General features: G+C 49.2%; 18 protein-coding genes. 17 read left to right on the top strand and 1 reads right to left on the bottom strand.

Annotated elements, in window-relative coordinates; all coding sequences use genetic code 11:
• Positions 1 to 261 precede the first annotated feature (261 nt).
• The gene (locus tag EDC14_RS11535; protein WP_132014441.1) at positions 262 to 1,110 is read left to right on the top strand and encodes a multinuclear nonheme iron-dependent oxidase; all 849 of its coding nucleotides are present in this window, start codon (positions 262 to 264) and stop codon (positions 1,108 to 1,110) included.
• A gap of 54 nt (positions 1,111 to 1,164) precedes the next feature.
• Here EDC14_RS11535 and EDC14_RS11530 read toward each other — a convergent pair whose 3' ends face one another.
• Positions 1,165 to 2,427, bottom strand: a complete 1,263-nt coding sequence (locus EDC14_RS11530; protein WP_132014440.1) for an MFS transporter — start codon at positions 2,425 to 2,427, stop codon at positions 1,165 to 1,167.
• Positions 2,428 to 3,048: 621 nt separating this feature from the next.
• Between EDC14_RS11530 and EDC14_RS11525 the strand changes: the two genes are divergently transcribed.
• The 16 genes from EDC14_RS11525 to EDC14_RS11450 all read left to right on the top strand — a co-directional run bounded on the left by EDC14_RS11525 (position 3,049) and on the right by EDC14_RS11450 (position 26,004).
• Positions 3,049 to 6,039, top strand: a complete 2,991-nt coding sequence (locus EDC14_RS11525; protein ID WP_165907964.1) for a phospholipid carrier-dependent glycosyltransferase — start codon at positions 3,049 to 3,051, stop codon at positions 6,037 to 6,039.
• 41 nt (positions 6,040 to 6,080) lie between these two features.
• Positions 6,081 to 6,827, top strand: coding sequence for a glycosyltransferase family 2 protein (locus tag EDC14_RS11520; RefSeq protein ID WP_165907963.1), 747 nt, complete (start codon positions 6,081 to 6,083; stop codon positions 6,825 to 6,827).
• Between the two features lie 174 nt (positions 6,828 to 7,001).
• A complete protein-coding gene (locus EDC14_RS11515; RefSeq protein ID WP_132014437.1) occupies positions 7,002 to 8,750 on the top strand; it encodes an ASKHA domain-containing protein in 1,749 nt (582 codons plus the stop codon).
• A 486-nt stretch (positions 8,751 to 9,236) separates the two neighbouring features.
• Positions 9,237 to 9,563, top strand: coding sequence for a thioredoxin (gene trxA / locus EDC14_RS11510; RefSeq protein WP_341540158.1), 327 nt, complete (start codon positions 9,237 to 9,239; stop codon positions 9,561 to 9,563).
• 260 nt (positions 9,564 to 9,823) lie between these two features.
• Complete coding sequence (gene rpsB, locus EDC14_RS11505) at positions 9,824 to 10,582, top strand: 30S ribosomal protein S2 (protein ID WP_132014435.1); 759 nt, start codon at positions 9,824 to 9,826, stop codon at positions 10,580 to 10,582.
• An 85-nt stretch (positions 10,583 to 10,667) separates the two neighbouring features.
• A complete protein-coding gene (gene tsf, locus EDC14_RS11500; RefSeq protein ID WP_132014434.1) occupies positions 10,668 to 11,600 on the top strand; it encodes a translation elongation factor Ts in 933 nt (310 codons plus the stop codon).
• A 101-nt stretch (positions 11,601 to 11,701) separates the two neighbouring features.
• Complete coding sequence (gene pyrH, locus EDC14_RS11495; RefSeq protein ID WP_132014433.1) at positions 11,702 to 12,421, top strand: UMP kinase; 720 nt, start codon at positions 11,702 to 11,704, stop codon at positions 12,419 to 12,421.
• A gap of 2 nt (positions 12,422 to 12,423) precedes the next feature.
• Positions 12,424 to 12,981: a ribosome recycling factor gene (frr, locus tag EDC14_RS11490; RefSeq protein ID WP_132014432.1), complete on the top strand. Its 558-nt coding sequence runs from the start codon at positions 12,424 to 12,426 to the stop codon at positions 12,979 to 12,981.
• A 41-nt stretch (positions 12,982 to 13,022) separates the two neighbouring features.
• Positions 13,023 to 13,793, top strand: a complete 771-nt coding sequence (locus EDC14_RS11485) for an isoprenyl transferase (RefSeq protein WP_132014431.1) — start codon at positions 13,023 to 13,025, stop codon at positions 13,791 to 13,793.
• Positions 13,790 to 14,629: a phosphatidate cytidylyltransferase gene (locus EDC14_RS11480; RefSeq protein ID WP_132014430.1), complete on the top strand. Its 840-nt coding sequence runs from the start codon at positions 13,790 to 13,792 to the stop codon at positions 14,627 to 14,629. The genes EDC14_RS11485 and EDC14_RS11480 overlap by 4 nt, the downstream gene beginning before the upstream one ends.
• A gap of 14 nt (positions 14,630 to 14,643) precedes the next feature.
• A complete protein-coding gene (locus EDC14_RS11475) occupies positions 14,644 to 15,717 on the top strand; it encodes an AI-2E family transporter (protein ID WP_165907962.1) in 1,074 nt (357 codons plus the stop codon).
• 53 nt (positions 15,718 to 15,770) lie between these two features.
• Positions 15,771 to 16,937, top strand: coding sequence for a 1-deoxy-D-xylulose-5-phosphate reductoisomerase (locus EDC14_RS11470; RefSeq protein WP_132014428.1), 1,167 nt, complete (start codon positions 15,771 to 15,773; stop codon positions 16,935 to 16,937).
• A gap of 4 nt (positions 16,938 to 16,941) precedes the next feature.
• The gene (locus EDC14_RS11465) at positions 16,942 to 18,033 is read left to right on the top strand and encodes a M50 family metallopeptidase (protein WP_132014427.1); all 1,092 of its coding nucleotides are present in this window, start codon (positions 16,942 to 16,944) and stop codon (positions 18,031 to 18,033) included.
• Between the two features lie 544 nt (positions 18,034 to 18,577).
• A complete protein-coding gene (gene ispG / locus EDC14_RS11460) occupies positions 18,578 to 19,672 on the top strand; it encodes a flavodoxin-dependent (E)-4-hydroxy-3-methylbut-2-enyl-diphosphate synthase (RefSeq protein WP_279388750.1) in 1,095 nt (364 codons plus the stop codon).
• A gap of 242 nt (positions 19,673 to 19,914) precedes the next feature.
• Positions 19,915 to 21,627, top strand: coding sequence for a proline--tRNA ligase (locus EDC14_RS11455; RefSeq protein WP_132014425.1), 1,713 nt, complete (start codon positions 19,915 to 19,917; stop codon positions 21,625 to 21,627).
• Positions 21,628 to 21,690: 63 nt separating this feature from the next.
• Positions 21,691 to 26,004, top strand: a complete 4,314-nt coding sequence (locus tag EDC14_RS11450) for a PolC-type DNA polymerase III (RefSeq protein WP_132014424.1) — start codon at positions 21,691 to 21,693, stop codon at positions 26,002 to 26,004.
• Positions 26,005 to 26,592: the final 588 nt, after the last annotated feature.

Raw genomic sequence — 26,592 nt, 5'->3', positions numbered from 1 at the left:
TGCTATTTCATCAATATGCTTATCGGACATAGTATGCAGTTTTCAAAGATCAAACATCTTGTCTTTGGTTAACTTCATCTAGCACAACAGGTTAATTTATGCAATTGTCAAACAGATAAGATCCGCTCTATTGATCCCATTGAAGATATGCCGGGTTACCCTTTAATTTTTAGAAGTTTTGAGGTAAGATCAAAAAGTATGTAAGATCAAAAAGTATGTAAGATCAAAAAGTATGTAAAATGAATAGTACGAGGTAAAGAAATGAAACTCGCGGTAAATTACTCTGATGCCTTGATATCGCTTATTCAGTCAGATCCAGAGCTTCCAGTGGATATGATTAAAGTTCCCACCGAACCGTTCCCAGGATCCTGGCGGCAATTTGAGCACGGCAAGCAATTTCGACCTCTTCTGCCGCATTTAGCGCAGGTAGGCATTATCGCCTTGGGCCACCCTGACCCAAAACTCCGGTTTAATGAGCCCGCAGTGCTGCGGGCACTCAAAGAAGGTTGCTCCACGTATCTCTCAACGCATTTGGAAGCTAAAGTCGATTATTTTCCGGAACTCTCAGATTACCAGCATCAACTTGATTTTTCCATCGCAGAGCACCTGCGGGAGCACTATCGCAAGGTAATCCGGGAAGTGAAGGCATGCCTCCGAATTCCGCTAGTTATTGAAAATTTTCCATATTATCACTGGGGCCAACATTACCGAATCGCCTCCGAACCTTGGTTTATCTCGGAAATCTGTGCAAGTGAACATTGTGATTTTCTATTGGATATCGCCCATGCGAGGTGTACTGCTTGGAGTACGAAGACTGATTTGTATGAGCTTTTGGAGAAGATGCCGCTTGAACGGGTACGGGAAATTCATTTGTCCGGCGTGTGGCAGCGTACGGAAGGAATCATCGATACCCATACCGCGCTTGATGAGGTCGATTATCAACTCTTCGCCGCAATGTTACGCCAAACCAATCCGGAAATTGTCAGTATTGAATACGGCGGATTGCCCGATCGACTTTTAACTACACAGGGTAAAACCATTCCGGTCTCCCGGAACAACCCTATCGAGCTGCGGGAAATGATCGAACGGATTTCCTTTTTAATCCATTAGGCATTGACCACAACAACGACTATTGAGTGGAAGTAAGGTAACGATACTTCAGCTTTAAAAATTTCCATCTTTCGCGACGCGGAATGCATACAGAGAACCGCTCAACATAAAGACTGCCGCAATGATTAGCGCGCCTTGAATGTTGATGGCTGGAGCCTTAATTAAAAACATGCCAAGTAAAGGTCCGATCGTGCCGGCTAGATTGCCAATCGCTGTATTCACCGCGACAAAGCGCGAGCGGTTTTCATAAGGCGAGTGGGCCAAAACCATATAAAGAAAACAAATCATATAGGCGTTTCCAGCCAAGCCATTGATCAACGACGCCAGAATCAGCCAGGGAAGCTGATTTGTAACTGCCCAGATGAGCGGGGGAATAATTGAAAGTAAGGTACTGTAAAGGAAGACATAACGATATCCCCAGCGATCAGAACTGCGCCCGCCAATATAGGAGCCGACCAAGGCGGTGAGGCTTTGTACGGTGGTAATTAGAGCGACCAGGGTGTTATCAAACCCTAATTGTTTCACTTGTCGAAGCATATAAAGAGGGATAGCCATGGAGTAGCCGATGTGAAAGACAAAGAGTGCCACGCAGCTTAAGGCAAATATCCGGCCATAAAGCGGATGTTGGAAGGTTAGGAGATTATCACGTAGATTTAGGCTGGTTTTTCCGGGTTTGATAGTTCTTTTGGGCTCATTGGGTCCTGCCACTACCGGTTCCATATGAAGGGTGAGAAAATATTGGGAAATCATTGTGCTGATGAAAGAAAGAACGAAAATCATCGTAAAGGCGGGGAGAAATGGCATTCGGGCTAAAACCAATCCAGTCAGAAAAGTCCCCACTAAAGTGGAGAAACCCGTAATCGCATTGCGGGTACCAAAAAAACTGCCGCGTTGCGAATCCGGAACGATGTTACTAATCATTAATGACCAGGAGAGACCCGAAAAAGCCCAAGGAACGTACATGAGTCCCCAGAAGACGAAAAGCGCCCAAGGGTACCACGAACCCGGCAATAAGGGAATGGCTGCGATTAGCAGTAGAACGAGACGGACTGCCAGGCTATAGGGGATGACTACGTCTTTTTTTCTTTCAAAACGGTTGACGTATGAGGCGGCTAGTAAAGAACCAATGAATAACACGACCGGCTGAATGGCCGCAATTAAACTGACTAGATCTGCGGAGCCTCCGAAACGTAGGATATACAATCCAAGATACGGAACGGTCGCTCCTTGCATTAAAGCAAAGGTAATACCGTCTATAAAAGAATAACGAGTATTTCGAGCTAATAGACGATATTGCAGCTTGGTATTGACTAGCATCGATTACCCCCGAATAAACTGAGGATGTGATTGTCGGTGAGCTTTGCACTGAAATAAGTAGTTTGACGAGAAATTGTTAAATCCTTTTGAAGATTGAAGCAGCAAGATATTTTTTTCCGGAACTTAATTCACGTTTATATGCCAGAGTCTATTCCTCCGGCTTGAAGGATTTGGAAAAATTTCACCGAAGTTATATTTAATTTTGTTATCGTCAAATTCAATAGGCGGGATGAGTGGGAAAAATTTAACGGTATTTGCTGAGAAATTTAAGGATAACTCTTCGATTACCGAGTTTTAAATGGGAGACCTTCGGCCAAATTCTCCGTTACCTACATAGGCTCAACTTCGTAAATGGGCGTTGTTATTTGTGTTCACAAAATCCATGTTTAAAGTTTCATCTGATGGTATCTCTATGCCAACTCATCAGCTTTTATTATTTTTTGATTTAATTTTCTATTGAACCGGTTTTGGCCGTTTGACTCCAAGGCCATCGATAAGCGTGTTGCAGTGGAAGTAATGTCATTGAAGCGCTCTTATCTGTTAAAGGTTCAAGAATCAGTAACATCATCACGGCTCCTATTGCGGAGTTTATCTTTCCGAATTAACTTTGGAGGATTATTTATGGCCTTCTTGGCGATGGGCCTTTTTCTGGTCCTGCTCATGGGAATTCTCCCCACGAGATCTGAAATTGGCTTGCTTCGAAGTAACCGATGGAGTTTATTCTTTCAAAACCATTGCGGGATAGCCATTGGTATGATAACGCTGGTGGCAGTGATTTTTCGCATCCCTTACTCGTACTCGGATATCGGACCGGTTTCGGCTTCCCATATTCTCTCTGTTTCTACTATTCTCGAAAATGCTCATGGGGTATGGTTGCCTAGATTGCTCAATTTCGGTCTTACATTCGGAATTGCTATGACATTCTTCCTCCTGATTCGAAAAAAAGATTTTCTATTGGGTTTGTTTTTTTTCGGTGTAATAATTTTCTTTTTCTCATCCATAAGTGATCAATCCCGAATTGCGTATCTGGGGGAACTAGCCGCTATATTCCTTACAGCTTTGATCATGCTTACTTTACGAATCAAGAAGTTTTGGGTCGCGGCCGTACTCTGGGGAATCGGGTCATATTTTCGAATTGAAGTAGGCTTTTTGCTGCCATTATTATTGATTTATCAGCATCGCCGGTTCGGATTGCGCTCGGCGATCCGATTCGTTTTGGTCGGATTGTTGTTTTTGATAGCGTCTTTATTAATCTTCTGGCCCGCCGGAGTGAGTCCGGGGTATATGCAATACGCTAATTATCATGGAGCACCAGAGCGTAGCTCGAAAATGATAGCGGCAAACTTTGTAATGCTGATCGGAAATGAAACGATTCAGTCGAAGAATTTTTGGACGAATATGAGTTTAGGGGGAATGGTCTTTCTATTTCTTTTGGGGAGCAGTTATGCCTGTTATTATTTGTGGCATAGAAAAACCGTGGGGGGTCTCATCGTAGCCGCGTTTATTAGCTTGTTTTCCTGGTTTTTATTTACACCTGGGCTCCAAGCGCGTGAACTATTAGCACCGGTCGTTCTATTGTGGTTAATCGCCGGGTACTATCGGGATAAACCAAGCTACTATTGGGCTGTATTTTTGAGTTTATCACTGCTTATCAATCTGCAGGTCGGTATGGGCAATGCACTGGAGCCATTTCAGAATTCGAGCTATAGCCGAGCAATTTATATTTTGGCGATTGTAAACTTAGGAATCTTCCTCTGCGCTTTCGTGCGGTTCCAGATGCAATTGGGTGAACAAAATCGCTCCGTCAAATTCTTTTTAAAACAATATATGACTGAACTTCGCACCGCGCTTATTCGTAAAATTCAGATTACCCCATTTCAGTTGCGAAAGAAAGACCTTTTGCTGGTTGGGCTAATCGCGTTAGCTTACGGAGGAGTCGTCTTTTATCGGCTGGGTTCATGGGCAACCCCCCAAACGGGAGTCTCTCTGAATTCACCCAGCCAAACGGTGGAAGTACGGTTCAATAAACCGGTCGACATCCAGACGCTAGTCATTTATGATGCCGAAGAAACGGGTCAATTCGCGGTCGCCCAGTGGGTCAACGGCAAATGGACTCCATCGACCGTCGTGGCGACCGACGGTTATTATGTCTTAAAACGGCAACGGTTCTTTGCCTCCGGCGTTGAAAGAATTCAACTGATTCCGCGGCCGCGGACCGGTAGAATCAATGAAATCGGCTTTTTGGATGGAAATGACCGCTTAATTCAACCACAATTGGTAATGGAAACGGATGGGAAACTTGTTCCTGCCGCGCCGCATCCACTTTTCGATGAACAAGCGATCATGGCGGAAAGGCCGACTTTTTTGAATAGCACTTATTTTGACGAGATTTACCACGGTCGAACCGCTTATGAGTTTATCAAAGGATACCCCGTTTACGAGACAACGCATCCACCGCTGGGAAAAGATTGGCTTGCTTCAGGAATATTCATGTTCGGCATGACTCCTTTTGGGATGCGTTTTAGCCATGCTCTGACCGGGATCTTTCTGATGGTAGCCTTATTTTTCTTGGGGCGCCAGGTGTTGGCCTCGCGATTCGCGGCCTATACGACGATGTTGATTGGTTGTCTTGATTTTATGCCATTTGTGGAAAGCCGATACGCAAGCATCGATACGACTTCGGTTTTCTTCATGACGCTGCTGTGGATATTCACATTCCAGTATCTTCGGAGACAAGAAGCAACGGACGCTTCTCAAATTCCTTATGCCACGCTGGTTTTGGTCTTTTGTTCCGTTGCTTTAGCCGTTGCCACCAAATGGACCGGTGTTTATGCTTTCGCCGGTGCATCGAGCTGCTTCATACTTCTGAAAATCCGACAGTGGTTCGGCAGTAAACATTCAAACGGAGAATTCCAGCATTTTTGGTATTTCCAAAAGAATCTGGTTCCTACGATAGTCAGCGGTTTACTGCTGTTTCTGCTCATTGTCCCAGCCATTTACTTTGTATCGTACATCCCGTTCCTTAAATGCTCCCAAGTGGCGGGGATATTTAGCTGGGATAGTGTGAGAGAGGTATTGGCCAGCCAGAAATGGATGTATCAGTATCATTCCGGGCTGACTGCGACGCATCCCTTCGCTTCTTCCTGGTGGGGCTGGCCATTTAATTTTAAGCCATTATGGCTCTATTCCGGCGGATATTCCGGTCCGGGAATGAAGGAGATCATTGTAAGCCTCGGCAATCCGTTGGTCTGGTTGCCCGGCCTTTGTTCTTTAGTGCTAATCATTTACCACCTGTTGGAGCAGCGCCGTTTTTCGGTGATGCACTATTGTTTCATTTGTCTCTTGGCGGTATATCTGCCATGGGTTCTCGTGAAGCGGGTGACCTTCATTTATCACTATTATCCGGTTTTGCCGCTTCTTTATGTCAGTACGGCCTTCGCAGTTGAACCCTTGTGGAAGATGAATCGCAGCGGACGGAGAGCTGTTTTGATTATGGCCGGCATGGCTGCCGGTGCTTGGTTGTTATTTTATCCGGCAATTTCGGGGCTGGAAATATCTGTAGATTACATTGAAAAATTTTTACGTTGGTTCCCGAAAGACTGGGTTTTTTAAGAATGCCAGTATCCAGAGTCCAATTGACGAAGGTGAGACCAATGCCGCAAGGAGACCAACCGCTACTTCATCAAAGAGGGATCAGCTTGTTTTTCCCAGCCTACAACGAAGAGGCGAATGTGGCTGTGACAATCGACAAATCCCTTGCTGTGGTTGAACCGCTCGGTTGCGAATATGAGATCATCGTTGTGGATGACGGCAGCAAGGATAGGACTTCCGAGGTTGTAAGCAGTTATGTGCGGCGGAATCAGCATGTTGTATTACAAAAGCATCTCAAGAATCAAGGCTATGGAGGAGCGTTACAAACCGGTTTTCTTAGCTGCCGTTACGGATTGATCTTCTTTTCCGATTGTGACTTGCAATTTAATCTAAGCGAATTGATTGGCTTTATCGATGTCATGGAAAAAGACCCGACGCTTGACGCAGTGATTGGTTACCGTATTCGGCGGGTCGATTCGGTCATCCGAAAGATAAATGCATGGGGGTGGAATCTCTGGGCACGTTTGCTTTTTGATCTGAAATTCAAAGATATCGATTGCGCCTTTAAACTATTAAAAAAGGAAGTTCTCGAACAGATCGCCATTGAATCAACCGGCGCCCTTGTTAGCCTGGAATTGTTAGCCAAGATTCGGAACGGCGGGTATCGGATACTGGAGATAGGGGTTCACCATTATCCTCGAAAAGAGGGAAGGCCGACGGGAGCAAAGCTCAGTGTCATTTTCCGGGCTTTTTATGAGTCCTTCAAATTGTACGGGAAGATTAAATCATCGAAACCGAAAACCACCTAAATAATCGTAAAACGATAGGGGTGGCGCTAAAATATGTCGATCAGCCATATTTATTTCGCAATCAGATTTTTTTCGGCGCTACCACGAAATTTTCTTGCGAAGACATGATGCCATATGGGATGATAGAAGAAATCTGAGGCTGCTCAATCATTCTACCGATCAACGAGGATTACCATGGAAACGTTCAACGTAAATTTGACAAACCAAAATCGGGTTGTTCCGGGCAAAAAAGGAATAACCGTTGGCGAATTGCTCCGTTCCTATGCTTCTCAATTCGGCTTTCCCTGCAATGGCAATGGCACCTGCGGGAAATGCCGCGTGAGAGTTGAAGGCGAAGTGAGCCCGCCCACTGAGAATGAGACCCGGCTTTTAAGTGCGGCAGAACTAGCCGGAGGAGTCAGGTTGGCATGTCAAACCGTGCTCCGCGGACCGGCGGCTATCGAATTCGCCGAACCGTCCGGAGGGCAGATTCTTACCGAGGGAGCCGGTGAAGCGGTTGCCCTCAATCCGCTCTGGGAAAGCAAAGCGCTGGCCGCCCCGGCCGATTGGGAAGAGTGCGCGCGCCAACTTAACCTCAGCTGTCCGCCGGAGCGGGTCGCCCTTGAAGCCATCGCCAATGCCGCGCCGGCTTCCACGGTGATGTTGGAATTTTTTAACGGCCGGATCATTGGAGCTATCAATGCTGTTGAACCGGAGGTAAAGTATGGCGCGGCCATCGATATCGGGACCACCACCGTCGCCGCTTACCTGGTCAATCTCGGCACGGGTGCGGTGGAGAATAAAGCATCATGCTACAATCCACAAGCCCGCTATGGCGCGGATGTGATTTCCCGCATCCAGCATGCGGCCGAACCGGCAGGATTGGAAGAATTGCACCGCTCCATTATTGGCGCTGTCAATGAGCTGATCGGTCAGTTGATTCGCTCCAATCATTTGGGCACCGAACAGATTATCCAACTCAATTGTGTGGGAAACAGTTGCATGCTCCATCTGCTGGTTGGAATCAACCCTGCCGCCTTGGGAAAGGCGCCGTTTCGTCCGGTCTTTACGAGCCTTTTGATTCTAACTCCGTCCGAATTGGAAATCGCCATGAACCCCAAGGGCGCCGTTTTTATCCTGCCGGGGATCGGCGGGCATGTCGGATCCGATATTTCCGCAGGAGCATTGGTTTGCCAATTGGACCCCCATCGCAAAGAACTCTTGCTGGATATCGGCACCAATGGTGAAATCGTCCTGGCGGGGAACGGGGATTTATTTGCATGCTCTACAGCGGCCGGGCCGGCTTTTGAAGGCGGCCGGCTCTCCTGCGGAATGATGGCGCTGCCCGGCGCGGTTACTGACATCGGTTATCACGGTTCGGAGCTTCAGGTCCGAACCGTCGCCAATCAGCCGCCCTTGGGAATTTGCGGTTCCGGTCTGGTGCGCATCGTGGCTGAGCTCTTCAAACGGGGAGTGATCACCGGAAGCGGCGGTTTTGCCAACGATTGCGTCGATCCGAACCTCGATCTCCAAGCGAAACGGTATTATCTTACGCGAGACGAGAACCGGCCGGTTTATCTTTCGCAGGAAGATATCCGCAGTTTTCAATTGGGAAAGGCCGCCATCCGTTGCGGCATCGAACTGATGCTCCGCCGCGCGGGGATTCTTGCTTCCGAACTCGAAACCATCTATATTGCCGGGGCTTTCGGGAATTTCCTGGATGTGGCCGATCTGATTTTGCTCGGTTTGATCCCGGAGGTGCCGCCACAGCGCGTGAGAACGGTCGGAAATACGGCAGGGGTAGGAGCCGTACAATGTTTGATTTCGAAAATCCGCCTTCAGGAACTGCTCGCCAAAACTCGCTCGATTCAAGATGTCAACCTGGCGGAGGAGCCGGATTTCATGGATATTTTCACGGACTCCATGCTGTTTGGAGAGGAATAATCCCGGGCTCTTTGGTTCGGCAAGAGAAGATCCTCCGATGAGGGGGGATCTTTATTTTTTTGTAAATGGTCATGCAACTCGATCCTTTTTCCGAAAACTCGGGAAAAATTGTTTAAAGATTCGGCATGTCTGCCAAAGTTTCCGTCCGACCTTGCGAAAGGTCCGGAAGATCGTCCGGCGGCTCCGGCATCTCTGCCGAATGCTTCGAACGACTTTCCGAAGCGTCCGGATGATCGTCCAAACGCTTCGGAGGATCCGCCTATCTATCGAGAATGCTTTCTCAAGGGTTGGGAAGAACGGCAAAACCGCGTAGCCGGATCGTTCCGGCTCCAACTCGTTCTCAGAGCGTGCGAAAGGGCTAATGCTTGGAGCCTTCGCCTGATCCCCGATTTTATCCAATCGCTCAAAAAAGCCATTGACCTATTGAACCAAGCGTCTTTTTTTGATATTCTATACCTATAGGGGTATATCAAATCGTTGAATGAGGTGACTGAAATGTTAAATTTGACGGAGCAGACTTTTACAGCGGAAGTGATTCGTTCCGATAAGACCGTCTTGGTTGATTTTTGGGCTCCCTGGTGCGGTCCATGCCGGATGGTCGCGCCGGTATTGGAGGATTTGGCGCAAGAATTCGATGGCCGGCTGAAGATCGTCAAAGTCAATGTCGATGAAAATCCGAATTTAGCCGCAGAGTATGGTATCATGTCCATTCCGACACTACTCATCTTCAAAGACGGGCGGAAGGTCGACAGCATGGTGGGCGCGTATCCGAAACCGACGATCACCAGTAAGTTACAACCGTGGCTGGCCTGATTCGCGACATTTACCGGGAGAATTTAAAACTTGTCAGTGAAAGCCAATGATTCGGCTAATTTTCGAGCATAAGTCGCAGTATCAAAGGAAAGTGATCCAATGAAAATTTTGGCTTTTCTTTTGAATAACATTGTGTTATACTATTTAGCGGTGTATTGACTACACACGCTGGCCGATGAGACCGGAGGTCCTGTTTTTTAGGCAGGCCTGGCTCAGATGAGGCGAGCGGCGGAAAAAACCAAAGAAAGGAGGTGGCTAATGTGGCTGTGATTTCCATGAAGCAATTATTGGAAGCCGGCGTGCATTTTGGTCACCAGACGAGACGTTGGAACCCGAAGATGGCTCAGTACATCTTCACCGAAAGAAATGGCATTTACATCATTGATTTGCAGAAAACTGTCAAGAAGGTTGAGGAAGCCTATTCTTTCGCCCGTTCGGTTATTGAGAACGGAGAAACAATTCTGTTCGTAGGCACGAAAAAACAGGCGCAGGACGCCATCAAAGAGGAAGCCGAGCGTTGCGGGATGCCGTATGTGTCCCAACGCTGGCTGGGCGGAACGCTCACCAACTTCAAAACGATTCGGTCCCGGATCGATCGGTTGCGCAAAATCGAGCAGATGGAGCAAGACGGTTCTTTTGAGGCCCTTCCCAAGAAAGAAGTCCTTGAGATCCAAAAAGAGCGGGTTCGTTTGGAAAGATTCCTCTCCGGCATCCGCAACATGCACAAACTGCCGGGCGCCATTTTTGTGGTGGATCCCCGAAAAGAGCGCATCGCGGTAGCCGAAGGCAGGAAATTAGGAATTCCCTTGATCGGAATTGTGGATACCAACTGCGATCCCGATGAGATCGATGCGGTGATTCCCGGCAATGATGACGCCATCCGAGCCGTGAAATTGCTGGCCGGCAAAATCGCCGACGCGGTGATTGAAGCCAGGCAAGGAGAGCAATTAGCTGAGGCCACCACCAATGCTGAAACCCAAGAACCAGTTTCCGACATCGAGTTGGTTGAAGAGGTATAAAAACTTTTGGGGTGGATACATTAGAAGTTCCACCCCTTTTTATCAATGATTCCAAAGACTCAATCTTGAACGAGGGGGAAAGATTATGGCTGAAATTTCTGCCGCCGTAGTGAAGGAGTTGCGTGAACGGACCGGCGCCGGAATGATGGATTGCAAAAGAGCGTTGTCCGAAATGAATGGGGATTTAGATAAAGCCATTGAGTTCCTGCGCGAAAAAGGCTTGGCAGCGGCCGCGAAGAAAGCCGGCCGGGTTGCCGCGGAGGGCTTGGTCAGTTCATTAATTCGCGTCGACAAAAAGGCCGGTGTTCTCGTTGAGGTCAACTGTGAAACGGATTTTGTCGCGAAGAATCCCGATTTTCAACAATTTGTGAACGATGTTTCTCAGGCTGTGCTCGATCACGCTCCGGCTGATCTTGAGGGTCTGGCCGGCTTGACAATCAGCAGCGGAAAAACAGTTTCCGAGACTTTGACCGGATTGATCGCGACCATTGGCGAAAACATGGCCGTACGGCGGTTTGCCCGTTTCGAATTGACCGAAAACGGCGCGGTCGATTCTTATATCCACATGGGTGGAAAGATCGGCGTACTGGTGGAGATCGGGGTTTCCAAAGCCGCCACTGCGGGCGACCCTGACTTTGCGGCTTTTGTGAAGGACATGGCGATGCAAGTGGCAGCCGCCCGGCCGGAATATGTGAAACGGGATGAAGTTCCGGCGTCAGTTCTAGAACAGGAAAAAGCAATTTACAAAGCCCAAGCCATGAATGAAGGCAAGCCCGAGGCGATTGCCGAGAAGATCATGGTAGGCCGTTTGGATAAGTTCTATAAGGAAGTCTGTTTGGTCGAGCAATTGTTCATCAAGGACAATGACAAGACCATTACCAAGCTCATTCAAGAGCTTAATGCCAAACTCGGTGAAGATATCGTCATTAAGCGCTTCGCCCGATTTGAAAAGGGCGAGGGCATCGAGAAGAAGAAGGACGATTTCGCCACTGAGGTTATGTCCCAGATCAAAGGCTAGTGAATGGGGGAACACGAAAGTGTTCCTTTTTTCTGTCGCTTAGCAGGATTTGTTATGCAATTCGCGAAAATATATATTTCAATGGCGGAGGTATATTGCAAATGACGCCAAAATATAAAAGGATTGTGTTAAAACTCAGCGGTGAGGCACTCGCCGGTGAGAAGGGATTTGGAATTGACCAAGAAGTAATTGAAACGATAGCCCGCCAAACCAAAGAAGTGAATGAACTGGGCGTCCAGGTAGCGGTAGTGGTGGGAGGCGGCAATTTCTGGCGAGGCGCGGTAGGCAGCCATGCCGGGATCGACCGTTCAACCGCTGATTATATGGGAATGTTGGCCACGGTCATTAATTCCTTAGCCCTGCAGGATGGATTTGAAAGGCTCGGGATTGCGACAAGAGTTCAAACCGCCATTGAGATGCGGCAAATTGCCGAACCTTATATCCGGAGGCGCGCTATCCGCCATCTTGAGAAAGGCCGGGTGGTTATCTTCGCCGCGGGTACGGGAAACCCTTATTTTTCGACGGATACCGCCGCTGCCTTACGCGCGGCAGAAATCGAAGCCGAGATCATCTTGATGGCCAAAAAGGTGGACGGCGTGTATAGCGCCGATCCCAAGATCGATCCCATGGCAGTCCGGTTTGAAGACTTAAAGTTCATGGAAGTGTTGCAGCAGCGCTTAAGGGTTATGGATTCCACAGCCACTTCACTGTGCATGGATAATCAAATTCCGATCGTGGTTTTTAACCTCAATGAGGTTGGCAATATCCGGCGAATCGTAATGGGCGAAAAAATCGGAACGTTTGTGAGAGGGGAGGATTAGTTTTGATCAAAGATTTACTGAAAGAAACTGAGAATCACATGAAGGGTGCGATTGAGGCTACCAAGCGGGAGTTTCAATCCATTCGCACTTCCCGTGCCAATCCTAATATTCTTGAGAAGGTCCATGTCGAGTACTATGGAACCCCGACGCCCTTGAATCAGTTGGCCAATATTTCAGTGCCGGATGCTCGTTCGTTGGTGATTCAGCCATGGGACAAATCGGTCTTAAGCGTAATCGAAAAAGCCATCCAGAAAGCGGATCTCGGCTTAAATCCCGTGAATGACGGGACTGTCATCCGTTTGCCCATCCCCCAGTTAACGGAGGAGCGCCGCAAGGAACTGGTGAAGGTGATCAAGAAGGAAGCCGAGGAAAAAAGGGTCGCCATTCGCAACTTGCGTCGTGACACCAATGATAAGCTGAAGGCACTGGAGAAAGATGGTAAGATTACGGAAGACGAGAATAAAAAAGCCCTTGATGACGTCCAAAAACTGACGGACCGGTTCATTACCGAGGTTGATAAGCTGTTGGATATGAAAGAAAAGGAGATCATGGAAGTTTAAACTTCCCCCCCTCCTTTCTCGGAGGGGGGTTATTTAATCATATGAGGTTATTGGAGCGTTTTTCGAAGAAAACTACGGTTGGACAAGAAGTGCGGAACGTTCCGCAACATGTCGCAATTATTATGGATGGCAACGGTCGGTGGGCTCGAAAACGCGGTTTGCCGCGTACCGCCGGGCATCGTGCCGGGATGGAGCGGGTTCGCGATGCCATCGATGTCTGTTTGGAAACAAAGGTACCCTATTTGACGTTATATGCGTTTTCAACCGAAAATTGGCGAAGGCCGGTTGAAGAAGTCAGTGCGCTCATGGACCTTTTTTCCCAGGCTTTTCAGCACGAGGTTCAAGGGATACATCAAAAAGGAGTTCAAATCCGCTTTATTGGTTTGCGCGATGGATTAAGTCCCTCCATGGTTTCAGCTATGGATAAAGCGGAGCGGCTCACTGCTGGCAACCAGTTGCTGCATTTGAATGTGGCCTTGAATTACGGCGGGCGTGCCGAAATAGTATCCGCCATTACAACCATGGTTTCCGAGATCCAACAATCGAAATTGTCCATTGAGAAGATTACCGAGTCCGAATTCGCTAAATTTTTATTCACGTCCGGTCAGCCGGATCCCGATCTACTCATCAAGCCCGGGGGAGAATACCGCATCAGCAACTTCCTCATTTGGCAATTAGCGTATACGGAACTTTATTTTTCCGATACCTACTGGCCGGATTTCGGAAGAGATGAGCTTTTGAAGGCTTTCGCATTTTTCAGTGGCCGGGAACGACGATTTGGCGGAATAAGGGGAGGTGGATCGGAACGATGATCCAGAGGATAATCTGGGGTTTTGGAGGAGCTTTCCTGCTTTTTGGGCTGATCTGGGCCGGCCAGATCTATTACACACTCGCCATCGGTATTCTAGTCGTATTAGCAATCCTGGAATATGCCGATCTGCTCAAACGCCAAAATTTCCGGCCTCAAACCGAAGTCATGCTCTTCATCTCATTATCCCTCCTCGCCCTGATCCATGTTGCAGCTAGCCGTTACGGCCCCGATCCCTATGAAACGCTGCGCATCTGCGAAAGGATCCTGACCTTTGGCTTGATTGTCGCTTTCATTATTAATTTTCTGATGGAGCTGTTGCGCGGGGATCCTGAAAATGGTCTGGTCAATGCGGCGGTGAATCTTTTCGGTACGGTCTATATTGGGTTTATGTTTGCATATATCTTATTGCTGAGATTTATCCCGGGGAATGATGGCTTGCTATTTACGCTCTTTACAGTGCTGGTGACCTGGGCTAATGACACGGCTGCTTATTTCGTCGGCATCAATTTCGGCAAACATAAGCTTTCGCCGCGAATTAGTCCGAAAAAAAGCGTTGAAGGTTCTATCGGGGGAGTTCTTGGGGGAATCATTGCCTCACTGATTATTGCGGGATTCAGCCATCGACCGTTTGCCCAACTCGTCGTGATGGGGATATTGGTGGTTATCGCCGGGCAATTCGGCGATCTGATCGAATCCATTATCAAACGAAATGCGGGAGTTAAAGACTCAGGTTCCTTTATGCCGGGTCATGGCGGTGTTCTGGACCGTTTTGACAGTCTGCTGATTGCCGGGCCGGTGGTATATTACCTGGTTACATACATTACGCCATATTTTTAAGTGGTGAACGATCGGTGACCCAAGAATTACGAACAATCATCTGGCTAGCGGTGGTAGGTTCCCTTTTAATCTTGGGTTTTCGTTTTTTATTCCCGGTCTTTGCGCCGTTTCTCATTGGATTACTGCTGGCCTGTTGGATTGATCCCTTGGTAACACGTTTTGAAGCCCGTTTTAGAATTCAGAGGGGCTTTATTATTGGTGTGCTGTTGATGAGTTTGACCCTGCTTATTCTCGCAGCAGTGGTTTTAACTGTTTTAGCGTTATACCAAGGGGCTATAGAGCTCTTGCCGAAAATGCCGCTCCTCATCAATCAACTCAACCATTTTTTTGCGCATTGGGTGCAAGTTTTGCCCCAGTTTGTTGTGTTTTTTCAGCCTGATATAAAAAATTTTCAGGTAATTCCGGAATCATTCAACCATATTCTACGTTCTTTTATGCTATGGATTATGCAATTATTACCGGCTTTGCCGCAGATATTTTTTGCCGTTGCTTTGGGTGGGATTACGGCATTTTTTTTAAGCCGGGATAAAACTCGAATTACCCGTTGGTTTTATCGGGTTTTACCGCCGCAATGGCTGCCGGTCGTAGCTGAACTGAAACATGACATGTTGGATACAATGGCCCGCTATCTGCGAACCGAGCTTACTCTGGCCACGATAACCGGTTTCCTGACGGCGTTGGCTTTGAAGTTCATTGGGATCCCCGGTGTTTTTACATATGCAGTGTTAGCTGGCATACTAGACTTAATTCCGGTGATCGGTCCAGGTTTCGTCTTTTTTCCGTTGTTCTTCATTGATCTGATTTTCGGCCTCTATCCCCGTGCCGTCGCTTTTTTGGTGGCTTACAGTTTGATTGTTTTAATCCGGCAGTTGCTTGAGGTAAGATTTGTAGGGGGTAATTTAAACATCCACCCGCTTTTGGCATTGCTAATCATGTATTTGGGCATGAAATTGTACGGCTTTGCCGGAATTTTTTATGCTCCAGCCATCTTAATCGTGCTACGTTCGGTATATCGCACTGTATCAGTCAATCCCAAAATCATCGTCACTGAAAACTCTACCAAATTTTTTTTCAATCCAACAAAGTAGATTGGTTTTTGGCCAGAAAACGATAAACGATTATTTTTTATGGAGCATCTAGGATGAAACGTCTAGCAATTTTAGGATCGACCGGTTCAATTGGGCGTCAAGCTCTTGAAGTGGTCGACGAATTTCCAGATCGCTTAGAAGTTACGGCTTTGGCGGCGGGTTCCAACATCGAGCTGCTGATTGAGCAAGCAAAGCGTTACCATCCCCGTTATGTTGTAATCGGACAACCTGAATTACAGGCCGAGCTGAAAAAATCGCTATCCGGAACCGGAATTCGAGTGCTTTCAGGAATGGAGGGTTTGCTTGAGATAGCCGTAGCCTCCGATGTCGATATGGTCTTGACCGCAGTGGTTGGTTCGATCGGGATCCGGCCGACGTTGGCCGCGATTCATGCTGGAAAAGCGGTCGCTTTGGCGAATAAAGAAACTTTGGTGGCTGCCGGGTCGATAATCATGCCCGCCGCCGCAGCAAACGGTGTCGCCATCTATCCGGTCGACAGCGAACATAGCGCTATTTTTCAATGTCTGGAAGGACATTCGCCCAATCAGGTTCGGCGCTTATTACTAACCGCATCGGGCGGACCGTTTCGGACTTTCCAGCCGGAAGAGTTGGCCCATGTGACCTTGGAACAGGCATTAAACCATCCCAATTGGTCAATGGGCGGCAAAATTACCATCGATTCCGCCACGATGTTCAACAAAGGACTGGAGGTCATTGAAGCGCATTGGTTGTTCGGGATGCCATTTGACCGGATCGATGTGGTCATTCATCCGGAGAGCGTCATTCATTCGATGGTCGAATTGAACGATGGTTCGACCATCGCTCAATTGGGCCGCTGTGACATGCGGCTTCCCATTCAGTTGGCATTGACCTATCCGGAGCGGCTTTCCAATTCTTTCCCCAAACTCGATCTATCGGCCGGGGTTCAGCTTAATTTTTACCCGGTTGATCCCCAATTGTTTCCCGCGGTAGGATTGGCGTATGAAGCAGGGCGTAAGGGTGGCAGCTTGCCAGCTGCATTCAATGCTGCCAATGAAGCCGCGGTCGAGGCTTTTCAAAGAGGATTGCTCAATTTCACTGGGATTGTTCGTATTGTTTCCGAAGTGATGGGGTACCATCAGAAGGAAAGTTTTTCTCCGTCCCCGGATTTAAATGAGATTTTAGCGGTCGACGCTTGGGCGCGCCGGACAGCCGGCGATTTAATTGGGAAAGGAAGGTAGGATTATGCCTTATAATATTTTTAACGCCGCCTGGATAGTGATTTTGCTCTTGAGTATTCTGGTCGTGGTTCATGAATTGGGCCATTTTATGACTGCCCGTTTCTTCGGAGTCAAAGTCCATGAGTTTGCAGTGGGCTTCGGACCGTTGATTGGTAAGTTTACACACCGTGGCATCCAATACTCCTTTCGTTGGATCTTGTTGGGTGGGTTTTGTAAAATTGCCGGAATGGATATGGAGATAGAGGGTGGAGCCGGGGAAGAACCGGTCCGGAAAGAAGAGTCTTTTCAGTACCAGGCATTATGGAAAAAAATATGTATCATCGCAGCCGGGCCAATCTTCAATCTGATCCTGGCGATAATCCTGCTTTTTGTCACTTCCGCTTTTATTGGTTTGCCGAGCAAATTCAATAGCTTTAGCTCCGTAGTCGAGCAGGCGATACCCGGAACCCCTGCTTTTGATGCTGGAATCAAACCGGGCGATAAAATAGTAGCCATTAATGACAATCCGATTAAAGATTGGCGGGATATTTCCAAATTTGTGCAGCAGTACGGTTCCCAGCCGTTGACAATCAAAATCCTGCGGAATCAAGAGTTACTCGTCAAGCAGATTACCCCGATGCGCAATCCGGCAGGGAAGGGTTACTTTATCGGCATCAATGCGGTGCCTGTGTATGAACGGGCCTCGCTTGGGGCAGCCGCCAAAATCGCAATTACGTATCCCGGCGCTTTCATCCAAAGTTATATTCAAACTTTTTCCCTGATGTTCAAAGGGAAGGTTGAAGGACGGTTTATGGGGCCCATCGGAATGGTGGCCGTGGTCGAGCAGATGATGCGGATTCATCCTTACAATATTATGTCATTTGCGATTCAAATCAGCCTGTTTCTCTTTCTTTTTAACCTTTTGCCGCTACCCTTGCCGTTGTTGGATGGAGGCTGGATTGTGATTTTACTTTTGGAACGGCTTTTCCGGAAGGAGTTTTCAGCGGAACAAAAAGCGTATGCCCAGATGATTGGGTTGGTAGCAGTGATCGTGCTCGGCCTGTGGATCGCCTATGGCGATGTCATTAACAGTTTTCGACGATTTTTTGGAGGTTGAGTGATGCCCAAGACCAAGAAATTATGGGCCGATCCCAATCGTGAGGGGCGAAGCAAGGGCCCGAAGGGAGAACGTTTTTGTTCTCGTTGCGGAAATACGATCCAGACCGCCCGGATTTTAAAAGCCCATAATTTATGCGAGTTTTGCGTCAAAGAGTTGGCCGGTAAGCGCGATGGAGTTTGGAGTTGCCGGTCCTGTGGCAGGATCGCCCCTGAGGAACTGCGTGAGCACAAAGGATATTGTAAACACTGTATCTGTTCGGCCTGTGGGAGGCATGACTCGTTTGTGAAGAAGACGGGTCTTTGCATGGAGTGCTCCAAGAAGATCGGTGACTTCTGCCGGATCTGCGGCAAAGAGGCTTCGGCTCAGGTCCGTCATAACCGGGGCCTATGTGACGCTTGTGTGAAAAAACGTTAAGTGTAGCTGTCGTTCGGCAGCTTTTTTCTTTGTTTCCGTCATGGGGCCGAATCGATTGCGGCATTTGATTTTTTCGAAAAGTTTGCTTAACATCAATCTTTTTCAATGATATAATCGTAAAGAGAAAATTGAAAGGAAAACCATGTTTATTCGACGAGCTACCAGAGAAGTCCGGATCGGCAAGTTGGTGATTGGCGGACAGAACCCCATTTTGGTTCAATCGATGACGAATACCGATACCCGGGACTTGCATTCCACGATCGAGCAGATGAACAGGCTGACGGATGCGGGCTGTGAAATCATTCGCTTGGCGGTGCCGGACAGGGAAGCAGCCGCTAATCTTCAGGCTTTCGTTCGCGCCAGCGCTGTTCCATTAGTAGCCGATATTCACTTTGACTATCAGTTGGCGTTGACTGCCATTGAAGCGGGAATCAGTAAATTGCGGATCAATCCCGGAAATATCGGCGGCAGCGACCGGGTCCGCCTTTTGGCATCCAAAGCCAAGGAACGGGGAGTTCCCATTCGAATTGGCGTGAATGCCGGTTCCTTGGAGCGGGAGTTGCTGGAAAAATACCAAAACCCGACTCCCCAAGCGATGGTTGAGAGTGCCTTGCGTCATATTGAGCTGTTGGAAGCCGAGAATTTTACCGACATCGTGGTCTCGCTGAAAGCTTCTTCCGTCCCGCATACTATCGAAGCCTACCGGTTGCTGTCCCAAAAATGCGATTACCCGTTGCATATCGGAATTACCGAGGCGGGAACGTGGTTTAAAGGTTCAATTCGTTCCGCGGTTGGACTTGGGATTATGCTGGCGGAGGGTCTGGGCGATACGTTACGAGTCTCGCTAACCGGTGATCCGGTACGTGAAGTCGAGGTGGGGAAAGAGATTCTGCAATCTTTGGGATTGCGGAGTTTCGGAGCGACCGTGGTTTCCTGTCCCACCTGCGGCCGTTGTCAGGTCAATCTGGAGCCGTTGGCGGAAAAAGTTGAAGCGCTGGTCTCCGGGATCAAAACGCCGTTGCGGATCGCCGTGATGGGCTGCGCGGTCAACGGTCCGGGAGAGGCCAGGGAAGCGGACCTGGGCGTCGCCTGCGGTAAAGGGGAAGGCTTGATCTTCCGGCGCGGCGAAATTATTAAAAAGGTTCCGGAAGCAGCCATCATCGACACTCTGGAAGAAGAGTTGCGGCAAATAGCGGACTCAGTCCGGCTTGGGAATGAGTAAAGGAATCGCAACATTTTCCGGTGTAACGGTATGTTGCGACATATAGGATGAAATAAATTTTTTCTGTATTTTGCATTCCTAAAGCCGAATGCAAAAGAATTAAATCGGAGTTTATTTCATCCTATTACAGCGGTAATAAGTTGAATTAAATTCCTTAATTTATCCATCATGGAAGGCTTACGGGACATGATGCATCTTAGAAATTTAATTCAACTTATATAGCAATTAACGGGGGTATCTGGATGCGACAATCAAAACTATTTGCGCCGACTTTACGGGAGACGCCGGCCGAAGCCGAGATCATCAGCCACCAATTGATGCTGCGGGCCGGCATGATTCGGAAGTCGGCCGCCGGCATGTATACTTTCTTGCCTCTGGCGCAGCGGGTCATCGGCAAGATTGCCAAGATCGTCCGCGAAGAAATGGATCGGGAAGAAGGACAGGAATTGGCTCTTCCGATCGTCCAACCCGCTGAGATCTGGAAAGAGAGCGGCCGGTGGGAAGTATACGGCGACGAGATGTTTCGTCTGGTGGACCGGCATAAACGGGAATTTTGTCTGGGACCTACTCACGAAGAGATCATTACGACGGTAGTGAAGAATGACATCCGCTCCTATCGCGATCTTCCTTTGCGGCTCTATCAGATTCAAAATAAATACCGTGACGAGATCCGGCCACGCTTCGGGCTGATGCGCGGCAGGGAGTTCATCATGAAGGATTTATATTCGTTTGATCTGGACGAGGCCGGTCTGGAGGAAAGCTATCAGGCGATGTATCGCGCTTACACCAAGGTATTTACGCGGTGCGGCTTGAAGTTCCGGCCGGTGGAAGCCGATTCCGGCGCCATCGGTGGCAATGTCAGCCAAGAATTCATGGTGTTGGCCGAAGCCGGGGAAGCCCTGATCCTCTACTGCGACGCCTGCAATTATGCGGCCAACATCGAAAAGGCGGTATCCAAAGTACCCGTAGCCAGTGGTGGTACGATGGTGCCCTTGGAGCTGATAGAGACACCGGGTCAAAAAACCATCGATGAAGTTTCCGCCTTTCTGAAAGTCGCTCCCGAACAGACGGTAAAGACTCTCTTTTACGGAACCGGCGATGGTTACATCGCGGTACTGGTGCGAGGTTGCGACCAGGTTAATGAGATTAAGCTATATAACAGCCTGGGCGGAAAGAACCTTTATCTGGCATCTCCCGAAGAATTGCACGAGGTTTACGGTTTGCCGGTGGGCTATGTCGGGCCGGTGGGGCTTGATGAAAAAATTACCATTTATGCCGATAATCTGGTTAAAGAAATGCATCAAGTGGTCGTGGGAGCCAACCGGGAGGGCTATCATTACCGGAATGTCGAGCCGGAGCGGGACTTTGTCAATGTTAACTACACCGATCTCCGAACCGCCAACCCGGGTGAAGCGTGTCCGCGTTGCCATGGGCATCTGCAACAGGTCCGGGGGATCGAGGCCGGCCAGATCTTCAAATTGGGCACCAAATACAGCAAAGCGCTGGGTGCGACTTACCTGGATGAGAAAGGCCAAAGTCAACTGATGGTGATGGGTTGTTACGGAATCGGCGTCAGCCGGACGATGGCCGCAGCGATTGAGCAAAATTATGATGCCAATGGCATCAAGTGGCCGATGGCCATCGCCCCGTTCCAAGTGCATATCGTGGCGGTGAGCGCTGATCAGCTCCAAGTCGCGGCGGATTTATACAAACAGTTGAATGAAGCGGGGATCGAGGTATTGGTGGACGACCGCAACGAGCGGCCTGGTGTTAAGTTTAAGGATGCCGACTTGATAGGAATTCCGATTCGAATCACAGTTGGGCCCAAAGGGCTGGCTCAAGGTGAGGTCGAAGTCAAATATCGCCAGACCGGAGCCGAGGAACGTTGGCCCTTGACTGAAGTGACGACCCGGGCCGCATCCTTCATCCGGCAGTGTTTGAGCGAAAATCGTTAAGTATTCCAAGTAAAAACACGGTTGTGTCGAATAAATTCATAGACCGATATCTGGGAGCAAGGAATGTCCGAACAATACCTGATTAAACCGGATAACCGATCATTAAAAGTATTTAAGGGGATTGAAGAAGTCTCCTTTTCTTTTCCAATCACTCCAGTTTTGGAGGGAGGCCTTATCCAGGAGATTTTGGTGAATACCAAAGACTCTTCTTGGACGATCACGCTTTTGTTGGCCAATGACCTCTTGCCGGAGCAGCTTGCCGAACTTGAGGATGCATTGCAATCCATGCCACTCGGCATCTCCAAAGTGAAGATTAAGGTAGTCTGTCCCAGCAATCTTCCCACGCTGCAAGAACGGCTGGATAGCAACTGGAACCGTTTCAGTATGGCTGCGGCCGCCAAGTTTCCGGGAGTGAACGGATGGCTCATCGAGGCCAAGTTTCGTTTGCTACAGGATCGCCTGCTGGAGGTACAAGTCCGGAACGACGCCGGGGTTTCCTATTTGAGCCGCCGCCATGAAGAGCTGGCGGAGTTGCTCCAGGATTTTGTGCTGGAAAGGCTGCGGCTGGAGTTTGTGGTCGGAGATTTTGAAGAACAGATTCTGGATACGCAAAGCCGGATGGAACAAGAGGAAGCCGAGGCGATTCAGGCTTTGCTCAAATCAGCTCCGCCTCCCCAGGAAAGGACGGCCCCGAGTGGGAAATCCGGGAACAGTTCCGAAATCTACGGCAAAAGAATTAACGCTGAGCCGATCCCCATCAATCAACTGCATGAGGAGCAGGAAGGCGTGGTGATCCGGGGCGAAGTTTGTCGCTGGGAGGCCAAGGTTTCGAAGACGGGCAAGAAATTCTACCTGGGAGATTTGACGGATTATAGCGACTCGATCAGTTTTAAAATTTTCCCCCGGGGCGAACATCAGATCGAAGAGCACCTGAGAGAGGGCGTCTGGATAACCATCCGGGGCAGTTTGCAATACGACCCGTATTCCAAAGAATTGAACCTGATGGTTTCGGATATCAATCGGGCGGAGCCGGTCAAACGGATGGATCTGGCGCCGGAAAAGCGAATCGAGCTTCATCTTCATACCAAGATGAGCGCCATGGACGCCACCGCAGAGGCAGCTGCCGCGGTCAAGCTGGCCGCTCAATGGGGGCATCCGGCCATCGCCATCACCGATCACGGCGTGGTTCAAGCGTTTCCCGAGGCTTACCAAGCCGGTAAAAAGGCCGGAATCAAAGTGCTTTACGGGGTTGAAGGTTACCTGGTCAATGATGGCGTACCGATCGTGATCGATGCACCAGAAGAGCAGACCATTGCCGAGAGCACTTTTGTCGTTTTCGATCTGGAAACCACCGGTTTTAATCCCTGGAAAGAAGATCTGCTGGAGATTGGCGCCGTCAAACTACAGAACGGGCGGGTCGTCGGCGAATTCCACCGGATGATCAAACCGGGAAAAGCGATCTCGGCCGAGATTCAAAAATTAACCGGAATTACTCCGGATATGGTGGAGAATGCTCCCGATCCCGCCACAGTACTGACGGAATTTATGCAATTTGCCGCCGGAGCGGTACTAGTGGCCCATAATGCCCAATTTGACGTCGGCTTTATCAAGGCAAAGCAGCAGCTCTTTTTTGATCAAAAGATCCGTCCGTCCTTTCTGGATACGCTGACTTTGGCCCGTTCGGTCTGGCCTAGCTTAAAAAGCTACCGGCTGAACAATCTGGCGAAAGAACTCGGCCTGGAATTGGTGAATCATCACCGGGCGGTTGACGACGCCGCCTGCGCCGCCGGAATTCTCCTCAAAGCTTTGGAGAAAGTGGCGGACCGCAACTTTCAGAACTTAAACGATCTGAATATTCTGATCAAGGAGGGCGGCGTCGACCATCTCAAGACTTATCACATTATCATCCTGGCCAAAAATCAGGTGGGCTTGAAAAATCTTTACCGGTTGGTCTCCGATTCTCATGTCCAGTATTTCCACCGTCATCCGCGGATTCCCCGTTCCCGGCTGGTCGAGCTCAAGGAAGGCCTGCTGCTGGGGGCGGCTTGCGAAGCCGGCGAATTTTATCAGGCGTTATTGGATGGCGCCACCGACGAACAATTGCTGGAGATAGCCCATTTCTATGATTACCTGGAGATCCAGCCGCTGGCCAACAATCAGTTTTTGATCGATTCCGGCCGGGTGGCCTCCGTTGCGGAGTTGCAAGAGAATAACCGGCGGATCTGCCACATCGCCCAGCAATTGGAGAAGCCGGTGGTGGCGACCTGCGACGCGCATTTTCTCCATCCGCATGAGGAGATCTATCGCCGGATCTTGCTCATGGGCCAGGGATTTGAAGATGCCGACAAGAAGACGCCGTTGTATTTCCGGACCACCGACGAAATGCTCGCCGAATTCGCATACTTGGGTAAAGAGCTGGCGGAGACGGTGGTCATCAAGAACCCGCGCTGGATCCTGGAACAGATCGGCGATGTCAAGCCGATTCCCGAGGAGTTTCACCCGCCGATCATTGATGGCGCGGATCAGGAGATCCGGGAGATGTCCTACCGCCGGGCCAAGGAACTATACGGCGATCCGTTGCCGCAATTGGTCGAGGACCGCTTGGAGTGGGAGCTGAAGAGCATCATTGGCCACGGGTACGCGGTTTTGTACCTGATCGCCCACAAACTGGTCAAAAAATCGTTGGACGACAATTACCTGGTTGGATCGCGGGGATCGGTCGGGTCTTCGTTCGTGGCCACCATGTGCAATATCACGGAAGTTAATCCGTTACCGGCCCATTACCGCTGCCCGGACTGTCTGTACAGCGAGTTTAAGGAGACCGGCTCCATCGGTTCCGGCTACGATCTGCCGCCGCAGAACTGCCCGCGCTGCGGCAAGGAGATGAACCGCAACGGACAGGATATTCCGTTCGCTACCTTCATGGGTTTCGAAGGCGATAAAGAGCCCGATATCGACTTGAACTTCTCCGGCGACTACCAGTCGACCGTGCATCATTATACCGAGGAACTATTCGGCAAGGGCTTTGTCTTCCGGGCCGGAACCATCACCGGTCTTGCCGAGAAGATGGCTTTCGGCTTTGTCAAAGGTTACATGGAGGATAAAGGGCTCCGGCTCCGCCAGGCGGAGATTAACCGGCTGGTAAAAGGTTGCACCGGCGTCCGGCGTTCCACCGGACAGCACCCCGGCGGCATGGTGGTGGTGCCGCGGAATGAGGAAATCTACAGTTTCACGCCGATTCAGTATCCGGCCAATGACAAGAACGCTGAATGGATTACCACCCATTTCGACTTTCACGGCGCCTTGGAAGGCCGGCTGGTCAAACTGGATATCCTGGGCCATGACGATCCGACGGTCATCCGGATGCTTCAAGATCTTACCGGCATCGATCCCAAGTCCGTGACGATGGGCGATCCGGAGATTATGCGCATCTTCACCTCGGTGGAGCCCCTGGGGCTTACCCCGGAGCAACTCGGTTTTGACCTGGGGACCTTGGGGATTCCCGAGTTTGGCACCGGCTTTGTCCGGCAGATGCTGACCGAGACCAAACCGACCACTTTTTCGGAGCTGATTTATATTTCCGGCCTGTCGCACGGCACTAACGTTTGGCTGGGCAACGCGCAGGAGCTGATCAAATCGGGCAAGGTCAAGCTGGCGGAGGTCATCTCGACCCGGGATGACATCATGAATTACTTGCTCTTTAAAAAATTGCCGCCCAAATCCGCCTTTAAAATAATGGAGAAAGTCCGTAAAGGAAAAGGATTGGAACCCGACGACATCAAACTGATGAAAGAACACCAGGTGCCGGACTGGTACATCGATTCCTGCCTGAAGATCAAATACATGTTCCCGAAGGCCCACGCCGTCGCCTATGTGATGATGGCCTTCCGGATTGCATACTTTAAGGTGAAATACCCGGAGGCCTATTATGCCACTTATTTTAGCGTCCGGGCCGACGAATTCGACGCCGATATCGTGGTGCACGGCGAGACGGCGGTTCGCAGCGCGCTGGAGGATATCCGGGCCAAGGGAAACGACGCTACCCAGAAGGAGAAGAACCTGGAGACAATTCTGGAGATGGTGCTGGAGGCGATCCTGCGCGGCATCAAATTTTTACGGGTCGACATCTACCGGTCCCATCCCCATAAATTCCAGATCACTCCCGAGGGGTTGCTGCCGCCGCTCGCCGCTTTGCAGGGGCTGGGCGACAATGCTGCCACCTATATCGCCAACGCCCGGGAGGAAGGGGAGTTTCGCTCCATCGAAGATCTGAAGAGCCGGGCCCGGCTGACCTCGGCAGTCATTGAAGTTTTACAGAAGCATGGTTGCTTGAAGGGAATGTCGGAAACCGATCAGCTGGAACTATTCAGTTTTTAGTCCGAAGGAATCATAAGCTTTCGTCAAAACTACCTCATTTTTACTGGGGTAGTTTTTAATTTTGAACAAGGATATGATTTAGTAACTGAAGAACTTCATTCAGTAACCGAAGATGTTCGTTCAGTAACTGAAGAACTTCATTCAGTAACTGAAGAACTTCATTCAGTAACTGAAGATGTCCGTTCAGTAACTGAAGATGTTCGTTCAGTAACTGAAGATGTTCGTTCAGTAACTGAAGATGTTCATTTAGTAACTGAAGAACTTCATTCAGTAACTGAAGATGTTCGTTCAGTAACTGAAGAACTTCATTCAGTAACTGAAGATGTTCGTTCAGTAACTGAAGATGTTCATTTAGTAACTGAAGAACTTCATTCAGTAACTGAAGATGTTCGTTCAGTAACTGAAGAACTTCATTCAGTAACTGAAGAACTTCATTCAGTAACTGAAGATGTTCATTTAGTAACTGAAGAACTTCATTCAGTAACTGAAGATGTTCGTTCAGTAACTGAAGAACTTCATTCAGTAACTGAAGATGTTCATTTACTAACTGAAGATGGTATATACTCATCATCAGTTACCCAACAAATG

Source organism: Hydrogenispora ethanolica (assembly GCF_004340685.1).
Classification (GTDB): domain Bacteria; phylum Bacillota; class UBA4882; order UBA8346; family UBA8346; genus Hydrogenispora; species Hydrogenispora ethanolica.
This window is presented reverse-complemented; position numbering and strand designations above follow the sequence as displayed.